Source organism: Sphingobacterium detergens (genome assembly GCF_003610355.1).
Classification (GTDB): domain Bacteria; phylum Bacteroidota; class Bacteroidia; order Sphingobacteriales; family Sphingobacteriaceae; genus Sphingobacterium; species Sphingobacterium detergens.
The window spans coordinates 1,886,943-1,904,420 of record NZ_RAPY01000001.1 but is presented as its reverse complement, the minus strand read 5'-3'; the positions used below and the strand labels follow the sequence as shown (position 1 = coordinate 1,904,420).

The window sequence follows — 17,478 nt, the reverse complement described above, 5'->3', positions numbered from 1 at the left end:
ACGAAAATAGTATGAATAAAATAGGCATGCAAAGGACAGATTCAATCATAAATATCGCAATAAGTACAGTCACTGTTCAGGATCTGGAAACGGTGTTACCTTATGTTATTGAATTTCGGAAACAGCTGTTTCCCATGCTTGACCCGCAAAAGATTCCCAGAGATTTGCTGGACTTTAAACAGCTGTATCTGGATGAACAAGCTGGAACATTTCTACAGGCAAGAGACATGAGCGGAAAACTGGTCGGTGTGATCGGTATGCTCGCTTATGACTATCGTTTTCCGCATCTGGATTTAGATGCCAGGAAGACTGTCGAGGTCGCGCGTCTTTTTGTCGACCCCGATTACCGTCGTTCTGGACTTGGAACAGCACTTTTCCGCCAATTGACAAAGGTGGCCAAGGAGAAAGCGGTCGAAAGACTTTACTTACACACCCATCCTTTTTTGGAGGGAGCCCATGAATTCTGGTTAAAACAAGGATTCTGTCTCAAAGAATTCTGCGATGAGTCGGGCTTTCCGACAATTCACATGGAACTACTGCTGGGGCAATCCATTAAACTGAAATGTTCGGCGGAACTGGAATTGTCGAAATAAGGCTATTCAGTTTTGTGATGTGAATTCGAGCTGAATGCAAGAAATAAAATAAATCAGCAATAGAAGATAAAAAATAATTCCAGAGGAACTGTCCCTGTTTAGCATCTTATTTCAATAAGATCATCGTAGGTGAGTTTTAAACAGGGTATGTGCCATCTGGCTAATGAAAAAATACAGATGAAAAACACAATGAAAGCACTCGCTTTCGCATTATTGGCAAGTGCTGTCACACCAGTGGCTGTTTACGCCCAACAGAGCTTTTTGATTTTTGGGAAGATACAGGATGAAAACGGAAATCCAATTCCAGGAGTGACTTTGACACTTGAAAACCAAGGACAAAAGATCAGTACTGCCACGAATGGCGAATTTGCTTTTACTACAGCGACAACCTTTCCGGTACAATTACGTGCCGAAGCGATCGGCTATAAATCACAACTTATTCTTATTGATGAGACTACATGGAATCCGAAAAAAGGAATTCGACTCATGATGGAAGAGGGAGGGCGGACCTTGGATGAAGTATTGGTTACCGGCCGTCGCAATAATTCCTATTTGACCAACAACATGGAGTTGGGCGGTAAGTTCGCTGGAAAGCTGAAAGACCTACCACAATCTGTGGCTGTACTGAGTAAGGAATTTATCGAAGATAAACAAGCATTTACAACAGGTGCACTGGTGCAGGACCTTGCAGGTGTCACTGAGGCTTCATCTTATGATGATGTGGTGATCCGTGGTTTTAAAAGCGGTTATGAAACTGGAGTCCGTTTGGTGAACGGTCTACGTTCGGGCTATGGTTACGGCAATAGTTATTATAATTCCCCATTAACAATCAATCTCGAAAACCTTGAGGTGCTGAAAGGCCCTGGAGCTTCTCTATTTGGCGACATTGTACCCGGTGGTACCATCAATATGACGACGAAAAAGCCTTTGGAAGATTTTAAAGGTCATGTCAGTTTTGCTGCCGGAAGTTTTGAAACGATGCGCACCACAGTAGATCTGGGTGGTCCATTGGATAGTGCAAAACGAATTCTCTATCGCTTTAATGCAGGCTATGAAGATACCAAAACCTTTCGCGATGTGAATCGTCAAAAACGGATGATGCTGGCACCTTCATTTACATTTAAGCCCGCTGCAGGGACAACCGTGGACATCGATGTGGTATACAATCAATTCAACGGTTATCTGGATCGGGGAATGGGGATAAAGGAGAATAACTTTTATGCTCTGCCACGTTCGTTTACGTTAAGTCAGCCTTCTGATTTCTATAATTCCAAGACTTTTTCATTTAGTGGACGATTGGCGCAACGGCTGGCAGAAAATGTGAGCCTGAACCTGAGCTATATGAAATCCATCTATCAGGAAGATGTCAACGAACACCGTACGCTAAATACTTTTGCGGATGCTCCACATAACACCATCATGAATATGCGTTTCTTTGACCGTCATGGCCGTGATTATACCGACAACGTCGTCGGATATATCAAATGGGATTTGCTAGGAGATAAAATTGACCACCATATCGTTGCGGGGATCGACTTCGCACAGTATCGTGGTGACAAAGAAAATCAGTTACGGGAAGCCAGACAGCAAACAGTGGATGGCAAAGTGGTGCCATTGACTTTTGACCTGAACAACCCGACCTATACCACACACGATCTGACCAACTACGTTTGGCGTACACAGGTCGCTTATCCTTTTTTGAGTCCCTATAAAACGACCGGTAAATACATACAGGATCAGATCAGTATCGCGGACCGTCTGAAATTAATTGTGGGGTTGAGGCATGAACATTATTCTTCGGAAACTATTGATGGACAGGATCGCTTCCATGCTACACAAAATGCTTTGTTGCCCCGTTTCGGTCTGACCTATGGAATCAACAAGCAGATTAATTACTTCGCAAGCTACTCGCAGGGTTTTGTACCGGTAGGCGCTAATTTTATCCAGAACTATAAAGACTATGGTGCAGATAAGCCTTTTGAAGCTGAACGCAGTTTTCAAATTGAAACAGGGCTGAAAACGGGGTTTTTTAAGGATCAGCTACAAATGGATCTTTCCTTATTTCAGATCGAGCGTAGAAATATGCTGATTGCGACTGGAACAATCAATGACTCGGGATTACCGGAGTATAGACAATCTGGAAAAGCATTGTCGCGGGGAGTGGAGTTGGATGTCCGCGGGCAGCTGACCAAAGAATTCCAGGTGATGGCAAATTATACTTTTAACCATACCGAAGTGAAGGCCTCTTCTGTTGCTTCTGAAGTCGGGCAGGCACTACCGGGAGCACCTAAAAATATGGCCAGCGCCTGGTTAAAATATGTATTCTCCAATACTTCCTTAAAAGGACTAGGCTTTGGTGCTGGTGTTTATTATGTTGATAGCAAACGCATGGACAATAGCATTGGGAAGGATAGCGAAGGAAATGCCCTTTGGGGACAATGGCCTTCTTATACGACAGTTAATGCGGCGGCTTATTATCATATCGGTGCCATGAAAATGGCGCTTAACCTAAACAATGTATTTGATAAATACTATTTTTTAGGGGGATTTGACTATACACGTGCCTTCGCAGGGGCACCAAGAAACATTATGGTTTCAATTGGTTATTCATTTTAATTAAAAAAAACAATCAAAGCAGGTTTTTCGACAAATTTAGACTATTTAATTCAAGATTTGTACTAGTGAAGTGGCCTGCTTTGGTTGTAAATTTGAACAACAAATAATAGGATTGTGAATACAATGATTAAGCATAGTTTAGTTTTTTTAGTTTTTCTTTTGAGCGTCCTGCTCCTGAAAGGAATGACTATTTCTGAACAGCTTAAAATTCATAATTCCTCGGGTACCTCTCTCGGTTTGTCCAGCACCCATAAACAAATTGACAAAGGTGCTGATCAACCCGAACGGGAAAATGTAGTTGCCGCTGTACACGATCATGACCTTTATGATGTCAGTGAACAGGTCGACTTAAAAGATGAATGGAGTAAGCTCCTCGGTTGGACTGTATTGTATATTTGTCTTTTTATATTTTGCTATCCTGTATGTCTCAACATGCGGAATAACAGAACACCTTACATGGATCGATTGGTCCTACCACCAAAATACATTCTTTTCCAAAGTTTAAAGATCCCATTTCAGGGATAATCCTTTCCTTTTCTTACAACGCTGAGAACTGAAACGCTATGCCGTAAGCATTTGCTATGGGCTTCGTCTATCAGGTTTTTTGAACGATTTTTTAAAGTCGTCAGGGTTTGTACTGACTTGTTTTCGACTGAAATAACAACAATTTAAATAATATTTTATATGCATTTATTACCTAGAGAGACAGAGAAGCTATTGCTTCATCTTGCCGGTGAACTAGCGAAAAAACGTAGAGCTAGAGGACTTAAACTAAATTATCCGGAGTCTATTGCATTGATCAGTAGTGAGCTTCTGGAAGCTGCACGTGATGGCCGTACTGTGGCTGATTTAATGCAGTATGGCGCGACATTATTGACACGTGAGGATGTCATGGAAGGTGTACCTGAAATGATTCACGACGTGCAGATTGAGGCGACTTTTCCGGATGGTACCAAATTGGTGACCGTTCATAATCCCATTCGATAATTGTTAAAAATAGAATTTATGATTCCAGGAGAATTTTTTATAGCGGATGGCCATGTCATCTGTAATGAAGGTAGAGAAGTTACGACGATTACCGTAACAAACACAGGAGACAGACCAATTCAGGTAGGTTCACATTTTCACTTCTTTGAAGTGAACAAGATGATGGAATTTGACCGTGCAAAAGCTTTTGGCAAGCGATTGAATATTATCGCGAGTACAGCGGTGCGTTTTGAGCCGGGGGAATCCAAAGATATAGAATTGGTTCCTTATGCAGGTGCCAGAAGAATCTACGGGCATAACGACTTGGTAAACGGTGATACCGAAACCGAAGTCGCGAAAGAAAATGCAATGAAAAAAGTGAAAGAACAAGGCTTTAAAAACAAAGTATCATGAGTTTAAAAGTTAACAAAGTAAATTATAGCGCCATCTTTGGTCCGACAAGTGGCGATAAAATCCGTTTAGGCGATACCGATATCATTATCGAAGTTGAAAAGGACTACGCTTATTATGGCGATGAAGCAAAATTTGGTGGTGGTAAGACCGTGCGTGACGGTATGTGTCAATCTTCGGTTCACACACGTGATGAAGGTACCTTGGACATGGTGATCACAGATGCTATCGTGATTGATCACTGGGGAATTGTGAAAGGTGATATCGGTATAAAGGATGGTAAGATTGTCGGTGTCGGCCGTGCTGGAAATCCGGACACAATGGATAACATTACGCCAAATATGATTATTGGTGCTTCTACCGAAGTGCATGGCGGATCTGGCTATATCTTAACACCAGGTGGTATAGATACCCATATTCACTATATCAGTCCTACACAGGTCGAAACAGCCTTATATAGTGGTATTACCACCATGATCGGGGGTGGTACCGGTCCAGCGGACGGAACAAACGCAACCACCGTAACACCAGGAAAATGGAATATCCGTCGTATGATGCAAGCGGTGGAAGATCTACCGATGAACTTTGGCTTCTTTGGAAAAGGAAATGTGGGAACTGAACAACCCATTGTTGAACAGATTGAAGCCGGAGCTTTGGGGGTTAAAATTCACGAAGACTGGGGAGCAACACCCGCAACAATTGATAGAGCATTAACGGTAGCTGATAAATACGATGTACAGGTTGCTATTCACACCGATACATTAAATGAAGCGGGTTTCTTAGAAGATACGATTCAGGCAATCAACGGTCGTGTAATCCATACCTTCCATACGGAAGGTGCCGGTGGTGGTCACGCTCCGGATATTATCAAATCGGCAATGTATCCAAATGTATTGCCAGCTTCCACAAATCCGACACGTCCATTTACAAAAAATACGATTGATGAGCACTTGGATATGTTGATGGTTTGTCACCACTTGAGCAAGGAGATACCTGAGGATGTGGCTTTTGCCGATTCACGCATCCGTCCGGAGACAATCGCTGCTGAGGATGTATTGCAAGATCGTGGTGTATTCAGCATCATGAGCTCAGATTCGCAGGCAATGGGTCGTGTGGGTGAGGTTATCACACGGACTTGGCAGACAGCGGACAAAATGAGAAAACAAGTAGGTCCGCTACCTGAAGACGAAGGAAAAAACAACGATAACTTCCGTGCACGTCGTTATGTCGCAAAATATACAATCAACCCAGCGATTGCACATGGTATCTCAAAATACGTAGGTTCTATCGAACCGGGTAAAATCGCGGATATGGTCATCTGGCGACCAGCCTTGTTTGGTGCTAAACCGGAAATGATTATCAAAGGTGGTATGATCATCGCGTCCAAAATGGGAGATGCAAACGCATCCATTCCTACACCACAACCGATTATCTTACGTACAATGTTTGGCGGATTGGGAAAAGCTGTTCATAATACCTGTTTCAACTTTGTTTCCAAAATTTCATTCGAAAACGGCATTAAAGAGGAATATGGCTTAGCAAAAGGCTTGCTTCCTGTAGAAAACTGTAGAAATATCTCCAAAAAAGATATGATCCACAACGATGCTACACCCGAAATTATCGTTAATCCGGAGAACTATGAAGTAAGTCTGGATGGAGAAATTTTGCGTTCTCAGCCGATTGATACCGTTTCTTTAGGACAGTTGTATTTCTTGTTTTAATCTGAATGGAGACTACCATGGCTTGATCTTGCATCAGGCCATTATAAATGAAAAACACATTAATAAAGCGGTCATGAGCCAAACGTAGCGCTAATGATCAATGAGCAGAGGAAGGCTCATGACCGCTTTATTGCCCTTAAAAACAACGAGATATCAATGAAAAATTTAAAAATATTTTTGGGATGTTGTCTGACAATAGCATGCTTTTCGATACAATCGGCTTCTGCTCAAAAAGGCGGAATCATGCTATATGGTTCGCTCAATTACCATGAAACCACCGCTGGACACCAATTTAGTGCAGCACCAGTGGGTGTAGGCTATTTTTTTAATGACAACATGAATGTGGGGATAAATTATGGGTTCAACAATGCCTATACGAAGGCGCTTGACTTTACGGATCATTCCCATGAAGTTGGTCCATTCTACAGCAACACATGGCCGTTAGGAGAACATTTTATGTTGATCGGTCAAGTGGATGCACATTACATCTGGGGTGACCAGCATGTTGTTAATGCATCCGGAGGCATGGTGGATGGAAGCTACAATGGTTTCCTGTTCAGAGTGTATCCGTTGGTGGGTATTGACCTCGGAAAAGGCTGGGCTTTGAAAGCAAAAGTCGCGGAGCTCTCTTACAAGAAGAAGCATGGCAAGGATGCTGTTATTCCAAATGATCACGAAGTGATTACAGGAATCAATGGCTCAACTGTGGGATTGGGATTGTCAAAAAATCTATTTTTTTAAAGCACGAAAATGATTATCACAGAAATCACAAGGAATATCAATCGCGAGCAGACCAATAAGCGTCATGATCTGCTGTCGATTGAATGGTATGAATCCACCAAACGTATTCAACGTCTTCGTACAGCGGAGGGGATGGATATCGCTGTAAAATTATTGGGCAATACTTCCTGCTTGCAGGACGGCGATATCTTGTATGAAGATGAAGAAAAAGTAGTTGTGGTTACCATCAAACCCTGTGAGGTTATCAAAGTGATGGCAATTGATTTCCTTCAGATTGCTTTTGTCAGCAGTGAAATCGGAAACAAACATTTGCCTCTATTCGTAGAGGCAAATGAATTGCTGATGCCTTACGAACGCTCCATGTACGAGTGGTTGACCAAAAATGGATTTGATCCTGTGTGTTGTATGCACCAGCTGCTGAACCCACTCCACGCAAACGTAGACCCAAAGCATCATCAAAAGTTGAAATTTTCGACAAAAAATATTCCTCTGTTCATTCAGGAGCAAGAGGATACTGGTATTGCGTCGACGGTCGCATCAACAAATAATGAATAAATAATTTATGTCAATGAAAAATACTTTTCTGGGCAAGTTGCTCCATCTCGCAGATCCGACGCTACCGATCGGTGGATTTACCCATTCAAATGGGCTGGAAACCTATGTGCAACAGGGCTTAGTCTGTGATAAAGCAACTACTGACAAATATGTGCGCCATAATTTATGGTACAATCTAAAGTATAACGATGCTGCCCTGATGAAATTGGCCTACGAGGCCACCACATCCGAGGATTTAAATGCATTGATCGCTTTGGATCAGGAGTGTACAGCATTGAAGAGTCCAAAGGAGATTCGGGAAGCCAGTAAAAAACTGGGCGTACGCATTTACAAAATATTTAGCCGTTATCAACAACAGGATTTTGTTGTTGCCTGGGGCAAATTGATTCAGAAAAAGGAAGTGGATAGTCACTATTGCTTGATGTATGGTATGCTGGCTTCGTTATTGGAAATTCCTTTGGAAGAAGCATTACATGGCTTTTATTACAATGCGGCCATCACCATGGTGACGAATGCCGTGAAACTCGTGCCGCTCGGACAGCTCGATGGTCAGGATGTTCTTTTTGGCCTACACGATGATATACTTGGGCTCTGTCACGAGACTTTAGCAGTTGAACGAAATTTAGTGGGGCTGTGCAATATCGGATTTGATATCCGCTGCATGCAACACGAACGATTATATTCTAGAGTTTATATCTCTTAAAATCAAATAAAATGGAAAATAGAAAATATGTTAAGATCGGTGTCGGCGGCCCTGTGGGTTCCGGTAAAACAGCGTTATTGGAAAGATTGAGCAGACGTCTGGCAAATGAGTTAGATCTGGCGGTTATTACAAATGATATCTACACCAAAGAAGATGCAGAGTATATGGCGAAAAATAGCTTATTACCTCGCGAACGTATTATCGGTGTTGAAACAGGAGGTTGTCCACATACCGCGATACGTGAAGACGCGAGTATGAATCTGGAAGCTGTAGACGAGCTGGCTAGCCGTTTTCCTGATCTGGAACTTATTTTGATCGAAAGTGGGGGCGACAACCTAACTTCAACCTATAGCCCAGATTTGGCAGATATCACCATTTTTGTAATTGATGTCGCTGAGGGTGAAAAAATGCCACGTAAAGGTGGTCCTGCGATTACACGTTCGGATCTGTTATTAATCAACAAGAAAGACTTGGCGCCTTATGTGGGTGCGAGCCTGGAGGTCATGGAACATGATGCCCGTATGATGCGCAAAGGTGCTCCATTTTTGTTCTCCAATTTGAAAACTGGCGACGGTCTGGAAGAGATTGTGGGCTGGATCAAGAAATATGCATTGCTTCAAGATATTGAAGAACCTAATTTACTTCGTTAATTATGATTTGTTCTTTAGCCGTCAAAATAGCACATCGTGAAGGGAAATCCTTTATGAAGGATGCTTATGTCACTCAACCTTTTCGCATTGTCCCTGTTGGTCAATATCAAAAAGACAATGCGGCTTATTTGATGATCATGAGTTCCTCACCGGGATTATTGGATGGTGATGATCATCAGATCAAAATTGATATTGCGCCGGGAGCAAAATTACAGTTGCAGACGCAGGCTTATCAGCGTCTGTTTCATATGAAGGGGCATTCTTCGCAAACAATGCAGGTGACTCTGGGTGAAGATTCCGTGTTTTCCTATGTTCCTCACCCCGTAGTACCTCAACATTCCTCTCATTTTTTGAGTCACAACATTATCCATCTTGCTTCCAATTGTCATCTACTACTGAGTGAAATCGTGACCTGTGGAAGGAAAATGTCAGGGGAGGAATTTCAGTACAATCATTTTCAGAATCTGACGGAATGTTATGTGAATGATCGACTGGTTGTAAAAGATAATGTGCTGTTACAACCGGATCGTATGCCCATTCAGGGATTGGGCATTCTGGAAGGTTATACACACCAAGGGACGCTGATCTATCTGAATAGTGCTGGGGTAAGTCCAGATGAATGGATCGAAGCATTCTATGAAAAATATGGGGAAACCAAGGATGTTGCCTTTGGTATCAGTGCTTTGCAACATGATGGTTTTATGGTGCGTGTGCTGGGGTATGGTGCCGAGCAACTTTACCTTCTTTTTAAAGAGATGCAAAGTGCTTTATGGGAAAAATTATTCCTGAATTAAATAACGGGGACTGAATACAATTTTTAAATAACAAATTATTCTAATGAAAAATAACATCCTGGCTTTTGTTAAAGCTGTTTTTAAGGGATTTGGACAGATTATGTTACAAGGTAACATCTGGACCGGAGTCCTGTTTATTGGGGCTATTATTTATGATTCCGCACTCATGGGATTTGCTGGGATACTGGCGAATCTTGTCGGGGTAATAACAGCGAAATTGATGAAGTTTGACGAGGACCATATCAATGATGGGCTCTTTGGATTTAATGCCACATTATATGGGATTGCGCTGGTCTTTTATTTTCAGACTAATATCTGGGTATGGGCTGCTTTGATCATCGGTTCTGCATTGACTACGATTTTAATGGGTTTTGCACTGAAGAAAAATATTCCTGTATTTACGTTTCCATTTATCATGATCACCTGGATTGCGCTATATGTATTGAGTATTCCAGAATTGGCTCTACGGACCGTTCCAGAGCACTTTGTGGATATTCAGGAAATGGACGATTTCCTTATTGAGGGACATGCCTTTGGTCAGGTTATTTTTCAGGGTAGCTTAGTTGCGGGATTAATCTTTTTCATTGGTGTTTTTATCAGCAAGCCAATCGCAGCGTTATATGCTTCTGCAGCTGTAATTATTAGTGTTTATATCTCGCATCATGGGCATGAATCAACCGATATGACCAACAACGGGATCTTTAGCTTCAACGCAGTTTTATGTGGGATTGCTTTGAGCGGGCAACGCGTTAGAGATGGTATTTATGTACTCATTGCGGTTATTATAGCAACCTATTTTGACCATTTCCTGATCCATAATGGTTGGACGACGCTAACGTTTCCTTTTGTGGTCGCGATGTGGGCAATGGAGCCTGTCAAACGATTGGACAATTGGTTGGTGGCTAAATTTTCTGCGACAGCGGAGACTTCCTAGTCTTTTTTTACTAAAATTTTATCTGATGTTGAAATTTCGTTTAATAAATCTATTCCCAATAATACTCTTATTGGGAATTCATATAAACACCGTATATGGGCAGGTAAGTCCGCCAGGGCTTGGTAAAGCCAAAACGGCCTCCTGGTCGGTGTTGGGCCTGCGACGCAAGTTGGACAGTGCCGGAACTAAGGAAGCACTGACCTATATCGGCCTGGGAACCAAAAGTACACCCGACGACTCCAATCCTTTTCATAAGCAGGCCATCTGGGTGTTGAATCATGAGGTCTATCACAAATTTGCACCAAATCAGCAATATAGCTATGCGCTGAGCTACAGGCGTCAAAATGTATATGATGAAAAAGCGCCCTACCACAATGAAGGAGTTGAACAGGAATTCCGATTGTATGGACGTTATGCTTATACTTTTAAGCTGGCTGAGCGTTGGAAATGGAAAAATACACTGCGGCAGGAGTTCCGGAAATTTTTTACTGCTGACTTTCATAAAGCAGAAGAGAATTTTCAATTTAGAACCCGGCTGAAGTCGCAGTTGAATTTCAAAATATCCTATAAAAATAAGCAGGAACTGGCGCTGAGTGCCGAAGGTCTTTTTGCGATCAGCAAACTGAACGAACCGGATGCTTGGTCGAGCTTTGGTTACAAGGAAACACGTTTGGGCTTTTACTACATGACAGATATCCCAAAGACGCCTTTACGACTGGATGTAGGCTACATGAATGATCTGATCAAAGGCTATGATCAAGTGGATTTTGGCGTGCATTATCTGGCGGTTGACCTCATTTGGAACCTGCCTTACCATAAACATTAGTCTGCCATAAACTTATGTTTTCGATAATCACTGGGTGAATACCCGGTGATTTTTTTAAATAGCCTGGTGAAATAGGAGGGCGATTGGAACTTCAATTCGAAAGCTATCCCCGCAATATCTCTCGTAGCGTCCTGCAAGAGGATCTGGCTATGCAAGATGCTGATTTCTGTAATCCATTGCTTGGGTGGTTTATTGGTGGCCTCCTTCACACATTTGTTCAGGTAGTTTTCGGAGATATGCAATAGATTGGCGTAAAACAATACATTTTTATGGTCAATATGGAACTTTTGGACATATTCCCGAAAGCGAAATGCAATATCCAACTGTCTGCTCATCGGTGCCTTGGTTTCAATATCCGATTTTATGACCTTCAATAAGATGCACTGCATCATCGAGATGCATACTTCCATCACGCGACCTTCAGTAAATAACTCTTCCTCCAAAAGAATCAGCATTTGCTGAATCCAATGGGCAACGTGCGGCTTTAATGTTGTGAAGGGATGGGAATTGAAAAATTTGATGTCATTGATCCCAAGTTCGATATCAGTGACAATTTCATTTTCATAAACCACGAAAAAACCTTCAACATCATCCGATATCGCCAATGTTGCGGTGATATTGCCTTGCTTTATATTGATAACTTGGTGTTCAGTCAGTGTATAGGAGGCCGATTCCAGGTGTTGAGTTAGGGAACCTTTTGTTACAAAAATTAGAAAATTAAAGGTAGTACGATAGGGAATGACCGGCATTAAAATGCTTCGAAGATAATTTTCGATTCGATAAACCTGGATTTTACTTTCATTAAATAGATTATGCTCAGAAACATCAGGTAAGAATAACTTTTTATACTCGTAATTGTTGATGATCTTAATCGAATTTTTCATCGGTATAAATTTGTTTTTCAATTGTGATGAAGCTATCAGATTTATTCACTCCCAGTGTGATTAAATAAATCATGATGGTTTCATCTTTAAATAATTATAAATTACCTGTCTACGCTCAAGTAGATTAATGAGCTCCCTGCACTTGCTATTTGTTTTGCAACCCTAAACAAGCTAATTCCTATGGGATTGAATCGTAAAGGAATTAGTAACGGTAGATCACACAAATATAATCAATTCTTTGCTAAAGAACACTTAAAACAGTACCTTCCATGTAACGTTTTAAACGGATTTGTAGTATACGATTGCAATTTAAAAATTTAGGCGGAATGACTACCCAATCAACAATTGGGCAGCTACAACCAATAGTTACAAGTTATACTTTTTTGCTTTGACCAAATTTTTCTTGGTTAAAATCTGCAGATTTTCCTTTTGGAATGGACAGTGATGTCCATTGCTCATCCTGGCACATTTTTCCGATGTAAACGATCTGCCCTACGTGATAAGGGTAGTGAGCAAGTTGGCGGTGGATCGCCGCCAGTACGGTATGTCCTTCTCCGCGGATCAAGATTGTTTTGGTCAGGTCTTGCTCATTTAAAGATTCTAGTACTTGAAATAAACAATCCCAACCTTCGTTCCACTGTGCGATCAGTTGCGCTCTGCTCATTTCGGTATTTTCGAATTCCATATCGCGGTCTCTTCCCTCTTTTTCACCGTCCGAATGTAGAAAGTCTGTCCAACGCGAAAGCATGTTCCCATGGAGGTGTTTCACAATGAGGGCAATACTGTTGCTGGAAGGGTTGAATTGCCAGAACAATTGCTCATCACTCAATTGAGCGAAGGTCTTGTCTCCCAAAGATTTGAATTCATGAAATTGCTTGAGGCTACTTGCTAAAAAATTATCCATTGGATTGTGTGTTATGTGTGCTTGTGTTTCTTAGCACAAGATACGAAAATATCAGATGATATCCGGTGAATTGGCTCCTGTTAACAGGTTGTTGGAGGGGTAGCTAGTTCAGTTTCTGACCGATGAGGGGTAGGCTGGAGAAGCAAAAAAAGGTGGCACTGGGGAAGGCGCCACCTTTAGCTAACTAAACATTAAACATAAATAAACAGTCTTTTTTAAAGACCTAAACTAAAATTACATAACGACTCGGCCACTTGTCGATTTGTCAACTTGGACATTTCGTGGCTGATTTTTTAAGGAGATCTTTGCGGAGGTAGAAACTTTACCGTGTAGATTATCCTTAACACTTAAGGTAACACCGGCTGATGTGCTGGCATTGACCTCCGCATTGGTTGTTGTAAAAGCGGCCATGTCAACTGAAGTAGAGGAGTTGGCATTTAAATCCAGATTCGTCGCACTTCCTGCAATTTCCTGTCTTGACGAACTTGTTGAATTTACCGTTAGATTTTTTGCACTTACATCAGCCGTTAACCTACTCGAGGAACTTGTCGAAAGTGAAATATCATCGGCAATTAATTTTTTAAGTGTAATTCTGGCCGATGAAGAAACATTGACAGATATTTTGTTTGCCTTGATGGTTTCGTTGCTGTAGATTGATCCACTGGAAGAAGCCGAAAAACTTGTCGGAATTTTACTCGAATATACCGTTACACGGTTGTTTCTTGCATTTCTGATCTGTGAATTCCGTTTATATTGCACATGTAATATGCCATTTTTAACATTTGTCTCTATCAGCGACAGATGCTCCGCATTGTCAGCTTCAACAACAACTTCATTGCGATTGGATTGAACGTAATCTACACGTAGCGATGTCGCTGCCGAAATGCCATCCGGAGCAGAAATCTTGCGGGTTTCACGTTCTTGGGCCTGAGCCACATATAAAAATGAAATAAAGGCGATGGTTAAAATTCTTTTCATGGTTTTGTTTATTAGTAGTTTTTAATTCTATGCTATTATAATTTTTATTTTCATTTCTAAAAACAGCCTCATTTCCTTCCTTACATATATAATAGTGGTGCCAAAATTTAAAAACCATGTAAATCGCTGATAAACATCTTTTTTTACTTTTAGACGTTTTCTCCTATTGCCCATTTTTGAACAATTAGTGTTCGCTATCGAACAATTTAACTGTTGTTTTTGTGGCTACCACATTCTCTTTTCGTAAGCTGCTTGCCAGAAATGATATTCCAATCGGGAAGCTGTTATAAATACTTGTCGCATTTTCTCCCGATTTGTTGCAGTAGTTTGTTCAGAAATTTGATCGACGTAGTTTTTGGCTTTGTTCACGCCATCAGCGAAGTCCTCACCACTATAGGTATCGATCCATTTGGAATAGGGGTTTTGGTCGCCACTGGTGATAGAAACGATGTGGTCGCCAACTTCTTTATAAATCCAAAAGCAGGGTAAAGTTGCAGCCATTGCGACTTCAATAGGTTCAAAGGCAGTTACACTTTTTAAAAAATGCACGTAATGGTGGCAAACGGGCTCTATCTTGTTGTCGTCTTCCGGATCCAGACCAAATTCTTTAAAATAGTTTTCATGGAGCGCTTTTTCGACGATAAGTGCATTGCGTCCAAATTCAAAATAATCCAGGGCTTGTTGATTGTCGGCACTCTTTGCACCGATAAAAGCTAAAACACGTCCAAATTCCTCCAGATAGAAAGCATCCTGGCGCATATAGAATTGAAATTTTTCCAGCGGTAGACTGCCATTACTCAGTTCGGAAATAAAAGGCATGGCTAAGATATCAGCATAAATTGGTCTTATAGCATCCCAGGCTTTATCGCTCCATTTCATGAAAAATAAGTTTAGAAGGGTTGTGGAAATGATTAAGTGGCCCATTTCCTTTGCCAATAACGAGATCTTTGCTTCCCTTAATTGCCTCGTGGACATAATCTAAAGCAGTAGCGACAGCCTCAGCAAGGGGGAATTGCTGCGCTAACTGGCTCGCTATTGCTGAAGAAAGAGAGCATCCGGATCCATGTGTATTTTTGCTGTCAATTTTTTGGGATTTAAATACCAATGGTGATGCATGTTGCTGAAAGAGGAGGGAGGTGAGCTCGCTTGTCTGGAGGTGTCCGCCTTTAATAAGGACTGACTGACATCCTTTTTCAAGAAGTTCAATACCCGCTTTTTCCATTTCTTGGACCTTAGCTATGGTTCTTCCGACAAGTACACTGACTTCATCCAGGTTGGGAGTGATAATTGTGGCTTGTGGAAAAAGCAAGTCCATACATGCCTGTATTGTGTCATCATGGATCAATTTGTGACCACTTGTTGACACCATCACGGGATCAAATACGATTGTTCCACGGTAATCTTTCAAATAGCTGCTGATCAGTTCGACAAGTTCAATCGTGTGAACCATCCCGATTTTGATCGCATCCGGATAAATATCATCGAAGATCGCATCAAGTTGCTCACGAACAGCTTGGGTCGGTATCTCGTAAATATTCCGCACCCCCTGTGTGTTTTGCACTGGTAATGCCGTTAAGACGTTCATGGCATAACATCCAAGGGCTGATATAGTTTTCGTATCGGCTTGGATACCGGCTCCGCCACTGCCATCAAACCCCGCTATGCTCAGTACAGTGGGCACTGTATATTTTTTCGTTATGTTCATGTTAATAATTCCTTTAATTGAAAGCTACGCTCTCTTGGATTTTTACTTTGGCAAATTGCCGATACGACCGCAATGGAATTTGCACCAGACAACCATGCACTTGCGCTGTTATCCCGGTTCATGCCTCCGATAGCGATCAAGGGCTTTTCGGTTAAATTCCGTAGCTCACCCAGTCCATTGATTCCCCAGGTAGTAATGGTGTCTGTTTTTGTTTTTGTTGGAAAAATTGGACTGACACCAAGATGGTCTACTGCAGCCATCTGTTTGCTATTAAGTTGTGTTCGATCTTCAAGCGACCAGCCAATTTGAAGACGCTTTCCATATTTTTCCCTTATTTCTATAGGTTGACGATCGTTTTGTCCGACATGTACCCCCCATGCCTCGATTTCAATCGCAATATCCACGGCATCATTGATGATCAACGGGATTCCGTAACGATCGGTAATCTGTTTTAGCTTCTTGGCTTTTTTCAGAAACCCCGTTGGCGTTTCGTTCTTTTCGCGTAACTGAATAACATCTACACCACCGATTATGGCTTCTTCGGCAACGTGGAGCCAAGATTGTGGGTAGCAGTCCTGTTCGGAGATAACCAGATACAAGGGGTAAGGAAATAGGGGATTAATTGCCATAATGCTTCAAGTTGAGATGCATCCGGATACGCTCTGCATTCAGTTGATAGAGCTCATCATAGAGATTCATCTGTAAGGACCCCGGACCAGAGGATCGGGCTGTTGCTAGTTCACCTGCTAAGCTCAAAAGGGAGACACCGGCGGTCGCTGCTTCAAAAGGATGGTCTGTGACTGCTAAAAATGCACCGATGAGTGCAGTTGCGCTACAACCAAGTCCGGTAACCTGGGTCATCAAGGGGTGTCCATTGTGCACCTCTGCGGTATGCTGTTCGGACAGGATATAGTCTACCTTTCCGGAGATGCATATGATAGATCCTAATTGTTCTTGTAATGCTTTACCAAAGCCAATCGCGGCCTTGCTGTCTGCGGTGCTGTCCACTCCTTTGGTATTGACCTCGTTGAAATTGTAAAGGCTCATGATCTCTGATGCATTTCCCCGTATCACAGTTGGCTTTAACTCCAGGAGATTTGCCAATAAGTCATTGCGAAAAGCAGATATTCCCGCACCCACAGGATCCAATACCCAAGGGCGGCCAATGTTATTGGCGTGTTCAGCTGCTACAAGCATGGACTCGGCAGTAAGTTCACTCAATGTGCCGATGTTAAGTACCAACGACTGGGCAAGATCAACAACCTCGCGTACTTCGGATGGACTGTGAACCATGACTGGGGAAGCTCCAAGAGCAAGGAGCGCATTGGCGGTGCTATTCATCACTACCAAATTCGTGATATTATGTACAAGTGGTTTTTGTCGTTTGACCTGTGCTAACAGATCGATAATTAAGTCTTCCATTCCTTTTTGTTCGCTATGTTTGTTGTTGGCTTTGACAGGAAGAAATGAGACAGATGGGCTGTCCGGTATATTGTA

The 17,478-nt window shown here is 42.0% G+C and carries 20 protein-coding genes; 13 read left to right on the top strand and 7 right to left on the bottom strand.

The window, feature by feature from the left end:
* Positions 1-11: 11 nt before the first annotated feature.
* The 13 genes from DFQ12_RS08415 to DFQ12_RS08355 all read left to right on the top strand — a co-directional run bounded on the left by DFQ12_RS08415 (position 12) and on the right by DFQ12_RS08355 (position 11,510).
* Positions 12-593, top strand: coding sequence for a GNAT family N-acetyltransferase (locus tag DFQ12_RS08415; RefSeq protein WP_244211698.1), 582 nt, complete (start codon positions 12-14; stop codon positions 591-593).
* A gap of 177 nt (positions 594-770) precedes the next feature.
* Positions 771-3,209: a TonB-dependent receptor gene (locus DFQ12_RS08410; protein ID WP_208642466.1), complete on the top strand. Its 2,439-nt coding sequence runs from the start codon at positions 771-773 to the stop codon at positions 3,207-3,209.
* Between the two features lie 114 nt (positions 3,210-3,323).
* A complete protein-coding gene (locus tag DFQ12_RS08405) occupies positions 3,324-3,734 on the top strand; it encodes a hypothetical protein (RefSeq protein ID WP_147420357.1) in 411 nt (136 codons plus the stop codon).
* Positions 3,735-3,893: 159 nt separating this feature from the next.
* Complete coding sequence (ureA, locus tag DFQ12_RS28375; protein WP_077435612.1) at positions 3,894-4,196, top strand: urease subunit gamma; 303 nt, start codon at positions 3,894-3,896, stop codon at positions 4,194-4,196.
* Positions 4,197-4,214: 18 nt separating this feature from the next.
* Positions 4,215-4,589 carry an urease subunit beta gene (locus tag DFQ12_RS28370; protein ID WP_120258494.1) on the top strand — a complete coding sequence of 125 codons (375 nt, stop codon included), beginning with the start codon at positions 4,215-4,217 and terminating at the stop codon, positions 4,587-4,589.
* On the top strand, positions 4,586-6,307 hold the full coding sequence (ureC, locus tag DFQ12_RS08390) for an urease subunit alpha (protein WP_120258493.1): 1,722 nt from the start codon (positions 4,586-4,588) through the stop codon (positions 6,305-6,307). The genes DFQ12_RS28370 and ureC overlap by 4 nt, the downstream gene beginning before the upstream one ends.
* Positions 6,308-6,463: 156 nt before the next feature.
* Entirely contained in the window at positions 6,464-7,048 is a 585-nt protein-coding gene (locus tag DFQ12_RS08385) for a hypothetical protein (RefSeq protein ID WP_147420356.1), read from the top strand.
* Between the two features lie 9 nt (positions 7,049-7,057).
* On the top strand, positions 7,058-7,603 hold the full coding sequence (locus DFQ12_RS08380; protein WP_120258491.1) for an urease accessory protein UreE: 546 nt from the start codon (positions 7,058-7,060) through the stop codon (positions 7,601-7,603).
* 13 nt (positions 7,604-7,616) lie between these two features.
* Positions 7,617-8,306, top strand: a complete 690-nt coding sequence (locus DFQ12_RS08375) for an urease accessory protein UreF (protein WP_120258490.1) — start codon at positions 7,617-7,619, stop codon at positions 8,304-8,306.
* Positions 8,307-8,317: 11 nt separating this feature from the next.
* On the top strand, positions 8,318-8,956 hold the full coding sequence (ureG, locus tag DFQ12_RS08370) for an urease accessory protein UreG (protein ID WP_077435600.1): 639 nt from the start codon (positions 8,318-8,320) through the stop codon (positions 8,954-8,956).
* A gap of 2 nt (positions 8,957-8,958) precedes the next feature.
* On the top strand, positions 8,959-9,750 hold the full coding sequence (locus DFQ12_RS08365; RefSeq protein WP_120258489.1) for an urease accessory protein UreD: 792 nt from the start codon (positions 8,959-8,961) through the stop codon (positions 9,748-9,750).
* A 43-nt stretch (positions 9,751-9,793) separates the two neighbouring features.
* The gene (locus DFQ12_RS08360; RefSeq protein ID WP_120258488.1) at positions 9,794-10,684 is read left to right on the top strand and encodes an urea transporter; all 891 of its coding nucleotides are present in this window, start codon (positions 9,794-9,796) and stop codon (positions 10,682-10,684) included.
* Between the two features lie 25 nt (positions 10,685-10,709).
* Positions 10,710-11,510, top strand: coding sequence for a DUF2490 domain-containing protein (locus DFQ12_RS08355; RefSeq protein WP_120258487.1), 801 nt, complete (start codon positions 10,710-10,712; stop codon positions 11,508-11,510).
* Here DFQ12_RS08355 and DFQ12_RS08350 read toward each other — a convergent pair.
* The 7 genes from DFQ12_RS08350 to thiM all read right to left on the bottom strand — a co-directional run bounded on the left by DFQ12_RS08350 (position 11,507) and on the right by thiM (position 17,403).
* A complete protein-coding gene (locus DFQ12_RS08350; protein ID WP_120258486.1) occupies positions 11,507-12,394 on the bottom strand; it encodes a helix-turn-helix domain-containing protein in 888 nt (295 codons plus the stop codon). The two genes, DFQ12_RS08355 and DFQ12_RS08350, sit on opposite strands and share 4 nt — an antisense overlap.
* A 373-nt stretch (positions 12,395-12,767) precedes the next feature.
* The gene (locus tag DFQ12_RS08345; protein WP_120258485.1) at positions 12,768-13,298 is read right to left on the bottom strand and encodes a DUF1572 family protein; all 531 of its coding nucleotides are present in this window, start codon (positions 13,296-13,298) and stop codon (positions 12,768-12,770) included.
* 234 nt (positions 13,299-13,532) lie between these two features.
* On the bottom strand, positions 13,533-14,276 hold the full coding sequence (locus tag DFQ12_RS08340) for a GIN domain-containing protein (protein WP_120258484.1): 744 nt from the start codon (positions 14,274-14,276) through the stop codon (positions 13,533-13,535).
* A gap of 225 nt (positions 14,277-14,501) precedes the next feature.
* Complete coding sequence (gene tenA / locus DFQ12_RS08335; RefSeq protein WP_120258483.1) at positions 14,502-15,155, bottom strand: thiaminase II; 654 nt, start codon at positions 15,153-15,155, stop codon at positions 14,502-14,504.
* The gene (gene thiD / locus DFQ12_RS08330) at positions 15,139-15,981 is read right to left on the bottom strand and encodes a bifunctional hydroxymethylpyrimidine kinase/phosphomethylpyrimidine kinase (protein WP_120258482.1); all 843 of its coding nucleotides are present in this window, start codon (positions 15,979-15,981) and stop codon (positions 15,139-15,141) included. The genes tenA and thiD overlap by 17 nt, the downstream gene beginning before the upstream one ends.
* A complete protein-coding gene (gene thiE, locus DFQ12_RS08325; RefSeq protein ID WP_120258481.1) occupies positions 15,978-16,610 on the bottom strand; it encodes a thiamine phosphate synthase in 633 nt (210 codons plus the stop codon). Before thiE ends, thiD begins: the two co-directional genes overlap by 4 nt.
* The gene (thiM, locus tag DFQ12_RS08320; protein WP_120258480.1) at positions 16,600-17,403 is read right to left on the bottom strand and encodes a hydroxyethylthiazole kinase; all 804 of its coding nucleotides are present in this window, start codon (positions 17,401-17,403) and stop codon (positions 16,600-16,602) included. Before thiM ends, thiE begins: the two co-directional genes overlap by 11 nt.
* Between the last annotated feature and the right edge of the window lie 75 nt (positions 17,404-17,478).

What these genes read in the sequence shown, in the direction of transcription:
- DFQ12_RS08415 (WP_244211698.1), top strand. Translation starts at nt 12, where the DNA reads ATGAATAAAATAGGCATGCAAAGGACAGATTCAATCATAAATATCGCA.
- DFQ12_RS08410 (WP_208642466.1), top strand. Translation starts at nt 771, where the DNA reads ATGAAAAACACAATGAAAGCACTCGCTTTCGCATTATTGGCAAGTGCT.
- ureA (WP_077435612.1), top strand. Translation starts at nt 3,894, where the DNA reads ATGCATTTATTACCTAGAGAGACAGAGAAGCTATTGCTTCATCTTGCC.
- DFQ12_RS28370 (WP_120258494.1), top strand. Translation starts at nt 4,215, where the DNA reads ATGATTCCAGGAGAATTTTTTATAGCGGATGGCCATGTCATCTGTAAT.
- ureC (WP_120258493.1), top strand. Translation starts at nt 4,586, where the DNA reads ATGAGTTTAAAAGTTAACAAAGTAAATTATAGCGCCATCTTTGGTCCG.
- DFQ12_RS08385 (WP_147420356.1), top strand. Translation starts at nt 6,464, where the DNA reads ATGAAAAATTTAAAAATATTTTTGGGATGTTGTCTGACAATAGCATGC.
- DFQ12_RS08380 (WP_120258491.1), top strand. Translation starts at nt 7,058, where the DNA reads ATGATTATCACAGAAATCACAAGGAATATCAATCGCGAGCAGACCAAT.
- DFQ12_RS08375 (WP_120258490.1), top strand. Translation starts at nt 7,617, where the DNA reads ATGAAAAATACTTTTCTGGGCAAGTTGCTCCATCTCGCAGATCCGACG.
- ureG (WP_077435600.1), top strand. Translation starts at nt 8,318, where the DNA reads ATGGAAAATAGAAAATATGTTAAGATCGGTGTCGGCGGCCCTGTGGGT.
- DFQ12_RS08365 (WP_120258489.1), top strand. Translation starts at nt 8,959, where the DNA reads ATGATTTGTTCTTTAGCCGTCAAAATAGCACATCGTGAAGGGAAATCC.
- DFQ12_RS08360 (WP_120258488.1), top strand. Translation starts at nt 9,794, where the DNA reads ATGAAAAATAACATCCTGGCTTTTGTTAAAGCTGTTTTTAAGGGATTT.
- DFQ12_RS08355 (WP_120258487.1), top strand. Translation starts at nt 10,710, where the DNA reads ATGTTGAAATTTCGTTTAATAAATCTATTCCCAATAATACTCTTATTG.
- DFQ12_RS08350 (WP_120258486.1), bottom strand. Translation starts at nt 12,394, where the DNA reads ATGAAAAATTCGATTAAGATCATCAACAATTACGAGTATAAAAAGTTA.
- DFQ12_RS08345 (WP_120258485.1), bottom strand. Translation starts at nt 13,298, where the DNA reads ATGGATAATTTTTTAGCAAGTAGCCTCAAGCAATTTCATGAATTCAAA.
- DFQ12_RS08340 (WP_120258484.1), bottom strand. Translation starts at nt 14,276, where the DNA reads ATGAAAAGAATTTTAACCATCGCCTTTATTTCATTTTTATATGTGGCT.
- tenA (WP_120258483.1), bottom strand. Translation starts at nt 15,155, where the DNA reads ATGAAATGGAGCGATAAAGCCTGGGATGCTATAAGACCAATTTATGCT.
- thiD (WP_120258482.1), bottom strand. Translation starts at nt 15,981, where the DNA reads ATGAACATAACGAAAAAATATACAGTGCCCACTGTACTGAGCATAGCG.
- thiE (WP_120258481.1), bottom strand. Translation starts at nt 16,610, where the DNA reads ATGGCAATTAATCCCCTATTTCCTTACCCCTTGTATCTGGTTATCTCC.
- thiM (WP_120258480.1), bottom strand. Translation starts at nt 17,403, where the DNA reads ATGGAAGACTTAATTATCGATCTGTTAGCACAGGTCAAACGACAAAAA.